The 4,053-nt window shown below is 56.5% G+C and carries 4 protein-coding genes; all 4 read left to right on the forward strand.

Features of this window, described 5'->3' with window-relative positions:
- The first annotated feature begins 153 nt into the window (after window positions 1-153).
- Window positions 154-315, forward strand: a complete 162-nt coding sequence (locus VK738_17500; protein ID HTD24458.1) for a hypothetical protein — start codon at window positions 154-156, stop codon at window positions 313-315.
- A gap of 643 nt (window positions 316-958) precedes the next feature.
- Complete coding sequence (locus tag VK738_17505; GenBank protein HTD24459.1) at window positions 959-1,360, forward strand: hypothetical protein; 402 nt, start codon at window positions 959-961, stop codon at window positions 1,358-1,360.
- Window positions 1,357-2,826 carry an IS21 family transposase gene (istA, locus tag VK738_17510; GenBank protein ID HTD24460.1) on the forward strand — a complete coding sequence of 490 codons (1,470 nt, stop codon included), beginning with the start codon at window positions 1,357-1,359 and terminating at the stop codon, window positions 2,824-2,826. Before VK738_17505 ends, istA begins: the two co-directional genes overlap by 4 nt.
- Complete coding sequence (istB, locus tag VK738_17515) at window positions 2,823-3,569, forward strand: IS21-like element helper ATPase IstB (protein HTD24461.1); 747 nt, start codon at window positions 2,823-2,825, stop codon at window positions 3,567-3,569. The genes istA and istB overlap by 4 nt, the downstream gene beginning before the upstream one ends.
- Window positions 3,570-4,053 lie beyond the last annotated feature (484 nt).

Here is a 4,053-nt window from a genome sequence, read left to right on the forward strand (position 1 = left end):
GACGCTGGCTTCACAGTGGTCACGGGGTTCCCATCGCTCCTGGATTGCGGTTTAGAATGAGCCAGAAATCTCTGATGCCTTTGGCCATCTTCAACATTTCATCCGTCTTGCTTGGCTTTATCAGGTATCCATTTGCTCCCAGAATGTAGGCACGTGAATAACCGCTGGCAGGACAATGCGTTGCAACCTGAAAAGGCTCTGCTCGATGAGGCCAATTCTGGCCGAAAGCTGGGAGGGGTAGAGGGCCTGCCCAACGACGTGATCCCCCAGAGGTGTCAGCGGCGGAATGAAAGTGGTGGAAAGCTGGCGGTTTGAAATTCCGTTTTCTTCCCGGGCGTTTTCTTCCGGCAATTAGCGTTAAGCCTCTTCTTCCTTCTTCGAGTTGGTTTTTCTTCCGCGTCTTCTTTTTGGTTTTCTTCGCGGGTTTGTTCTTCGCACGTTCGGCGCACCATGACCCGTTCGCAGAACCGACGCAAATGTCGTTGTTGCAGTAAGTTCTTTGTTCCTGATCCGCGGACGGCGGACCGTCAGCGTTACTGTTTCGAACCCGGCTGCCGACAAGCCAGCAAGGCTGCCAGCCAACGGCGTTGGCTCAGCAAGAATGGGAATGGCGATTACTTCCGCGGCACGGAGGAGGTCAGCCGTGTGCAGGCATGGCGCCGGAGCAATCCAGGATATTGGAGGAGAAAGAAGCGCTCGGCTCAACGCATTCAAGTCATTGAAAACCAAGCAGCTAACATCGATCAGTCATCTTGTAACGTACCGAGAGAACTGCCCCGTACGTTACAAGATGACTGCCTGACGCAAGACCCTGCTTTTGTGGGGCTTATCTCGATGGTCACGGGCAGTACGTTACAAGAGGACATAGCGGTCACCGCCCGCCAACTGCTACTTCGAGGGCGGAACATTCTGGGCTTGTTGAGCCCGGAAAAATGTTAACGACTGCCCGATCCTTATTATGATCAGCAAGCATCTGTTGCAGCCTCAACGGCTGCGCCACATTCCCCCGAGCTTCAGTTGGGTGGACCATCGCTTGGTCCGCCACGATTATCTTCCCAGGGCTGACCACAGTGCCTGGGCTTTGTATTTATTCCTGGTCACCGTCGCCGACGCCCAAGGGTTGAGCTACTACTCCGATCCCGCCATCGGTCGGCATCTGAAAATGGACACTCTGGCATTGTCGGCCGCTCGCCAGCAACTGGTCCAAGCCGATCTGATTGCCTACCGAAAGCCGCTCTACCAGGTTCTCGCCTTGCCGGATCACCCAGAAGCGTCCGCCAGCCCGGGTTCATCGCGAACCGGACAGGCGCAATCGGTTGCCGAGGTTTTACGCCGGGCTTTGGAGGGAGGCGCTAAGTGATCGATTACGAAACGTACTGCCAGTTGCGCCAACTTCACGACGAGAAGGGTTTGAAAGTCTCTCAGATTGCCGCCGAACTTCACCTGGATCCCAAGACGGTTGAGCGATGGATCGAGCAACCCACCTATCAGCAGCGCCAGGCAACCCGGCGTGCCAGCAAGTTGGATTCGTTCCGGGGCCAAATCGCCGCCCTGCTCGAGCGCCACCCCTACACCGCCCAGCAACTCCTGCAGCAGCTGCGTCAGCAGGGCTACGCTGGAGGCTACACTATCCTCAAGGATTTCGTGCGCCAGGTCCGGCCGGTGCGCAAGCCGGCTTATTTGATGCTGGAGTTTTCCCCAGCCGATTGTGCCCAAGTGGACTGGGGCAACTTTGGTTCCGTAGCCGTTGGTTCGACCCGCCGACGCTTAAGCTTCTTTGTCATGGTGCTGTGTTACAGCCGGATGATGTATGTGGAGTTCACCTTGTCCGAAGGCATGGAACAGTTCCTGTCCTGTCACCGCCATGCCTTTGAGTTTTTTCAGGGGGTCAGTGCCAAGGTAGTCATCGATAACCTTAAGGTCGGCGTGCTGCGTCATCCTTCCGGCCAGAAAGCGCTGTTTCATCCGCGCTACCTGGATCTGGCGGCCCATTACGGCTTCGAGCCAGTCGCCTGCAACGTCCGGAAGGGGAACGAAAAAGGGCGCGTAGAAAATGGCGTGGGCTACGTGAAGAAAAACTTCCTCAACGGCTTGGAAATCCCTTCTTTCGCCGCAGTCCGTCCAGCTGCCATTCAATGGCGGGACACTGTGGCCAATGTCCGCATTCACGGTGAAACTCATCAAAAACCCATCGACCTGTTCACCCAGGAGAAGCCTCGGTTAAGGCCACTGCCGGTCATGCCCTACGACTGCGCCGTTGTGCGTCCCATCGGCGCCAATGGATGTTGTCATGTCGTGTTGGACACCAATCGCTACTCGGTGCCGCACCTCTACGCCTCGCAAAAGCTCACCCTCAAGCTTTATCCCGATCAAGTGCTACTCTTTCACCACGAAACCCTCATCGCCACTCATCCACGCTGCTACGACCGCCGTCAGAAAATCAGCAACCCCGATCATACCAAGGACCTTTTGGTGCAGCGCAAGAAAGCGCGCGAGCAAACTCTGTTGCTAGCGTTCCTGGCCCTCAGTACCCACGCCGAAGCTTACGCTCGCAAACTGGAAGACAAGCGCCTCAACAGCCGGCATCACATCCAGAAGATCGTCGCCTTGAGCGAAATCTACGGCCCGGAAAAGGTCAACCGCGCACTCCAGGACGCGTTGGCTTTCGAGGCGTACGGCTGCGAATACATTGCCAATATCCTGGAACAACGCGAACGACCCGAGGTCTCGCCGGGCGCCTTGCACCTAACCCGGCGGCAGGATCTTCTGGAACTGGAACTGCCCCCGGCCGATCTCACCCCCTACGAACCTAAACCAAACCCATGAAACCCAATCCTTCCTTACTCTCACAGCATCTGGACTACCTGAAACTGCCCTTCCTGCAAACACACCATCTGGAAGTGGCCCAACAAAGCGCTCAACAGCAGTGGGACCATGTCGAATACCTGCGGCGGTTAATCGAAGGCGAATATACCGGACGCCGCCAGCGCGTCATTGAACGGCGGGTTAAAGCCGCTCGGTTCCCGGTGATTAAAACTCTTGAGCAGTTTCGCTGGGACTGGCCTAAGAAAATCAATCGGCTCCAGGTCCAAAATCTCTTTCGATTGGAGTTCGTCTCGCAGAAGGCCAACGTCGTACTGCTGGGCAACGTCGGATTAGGCAAGACTCACTTAGGCACCGCCTTGGGCTATGCCGCTTGTCAGGAGGGCTATTCGGTCCTCTTTGCCGATGCCATCAGCGTCATCAACGATCTGTCCGCCGCTCAAAAGCGCGGCCTGCTCAAACGGCAACTCAAGCGGTATTTGGGCCCGGAACTATTGATATTGGACGAGGTCGGCTACCTTCCGATTGACCAGCACGGTGCCGACCTACTCTTCCAGGTGATCAGCCAGCGCTACGAACGCGGTTCCATCGTTTTGACGACGAACAAACCTTTCAAGCAGTGGCCTTCGATCTTTAACAATGACAGCACTATCGCCTCGGCTGTCTTGGACCGGCTACTCCATCACGCCGAGACCATTGTGATTGAAGGGGCCAGTTACAGAATGAAGGACCAGACGAATCCATGACGCCTTTACGCCGCGAATTTTCGAACAGCCGTGACCGGAATTTCAAACCGCCGGTTTTCCGCCACATTCGCGCCGCCGCCCACACTGCTCACTGAGACGCTGAAATCCGTGAAAAAGTTCGAGGCAAACCCATTTTTTATCCAAGTTTCAGCGTAACCTTCCACGGGCATCCGTCGTCTGCCTGCGGCCCCGGAGTAGATGAGACGGGTCGGGCGAACAAGGCAGCAGGCTGGAGAATTGATCAGGGCTCGGCCGGAGCCTCGCCCCACCGGGGAGGGGTTGCTGAGGGGGGCTTCGTTTGACTTGACTCGACGGGGCGGCGGTGCTGTACATTGGAATTACTGGCGCTATTCCTTATCTGCGGGAGCGTGGCGATCCGGGAATGGCCGATAACGCTTACGATTATGGCTGATATCAAATTCGCGTGCCCTAACTGCGGCCAGCACATCACGTGCGATGTCCTTTGGGGCGGTCACCAACTCGA

The sequence above is a fragment of the Terriglobales bacterium genome, assembly GCA_035487355.1.
Taxonomy (GTDB): domain Bacteria; phylum Acidobacteriota; class Terriglobia; order Terriglobales; family Acidobacteriaceae; genus QIAW01.

What these genes read in the sequence shown, in the direction of transcription:
- VK738_17505 (HTD24459.1), top strand. Translation starts at nt 959, where the DNA reads ATGATCAGCAAGCATCTGTTGCAGCCTCAACGGCTGCGCCACATTCCC.
- istB (HTD24461.1), top strand. Translation starts at nt 2,823, where the DNA reads ATGAAACCCAATCCTTCCTTACTCTCACAGCATCTGGACTACCTGAAA.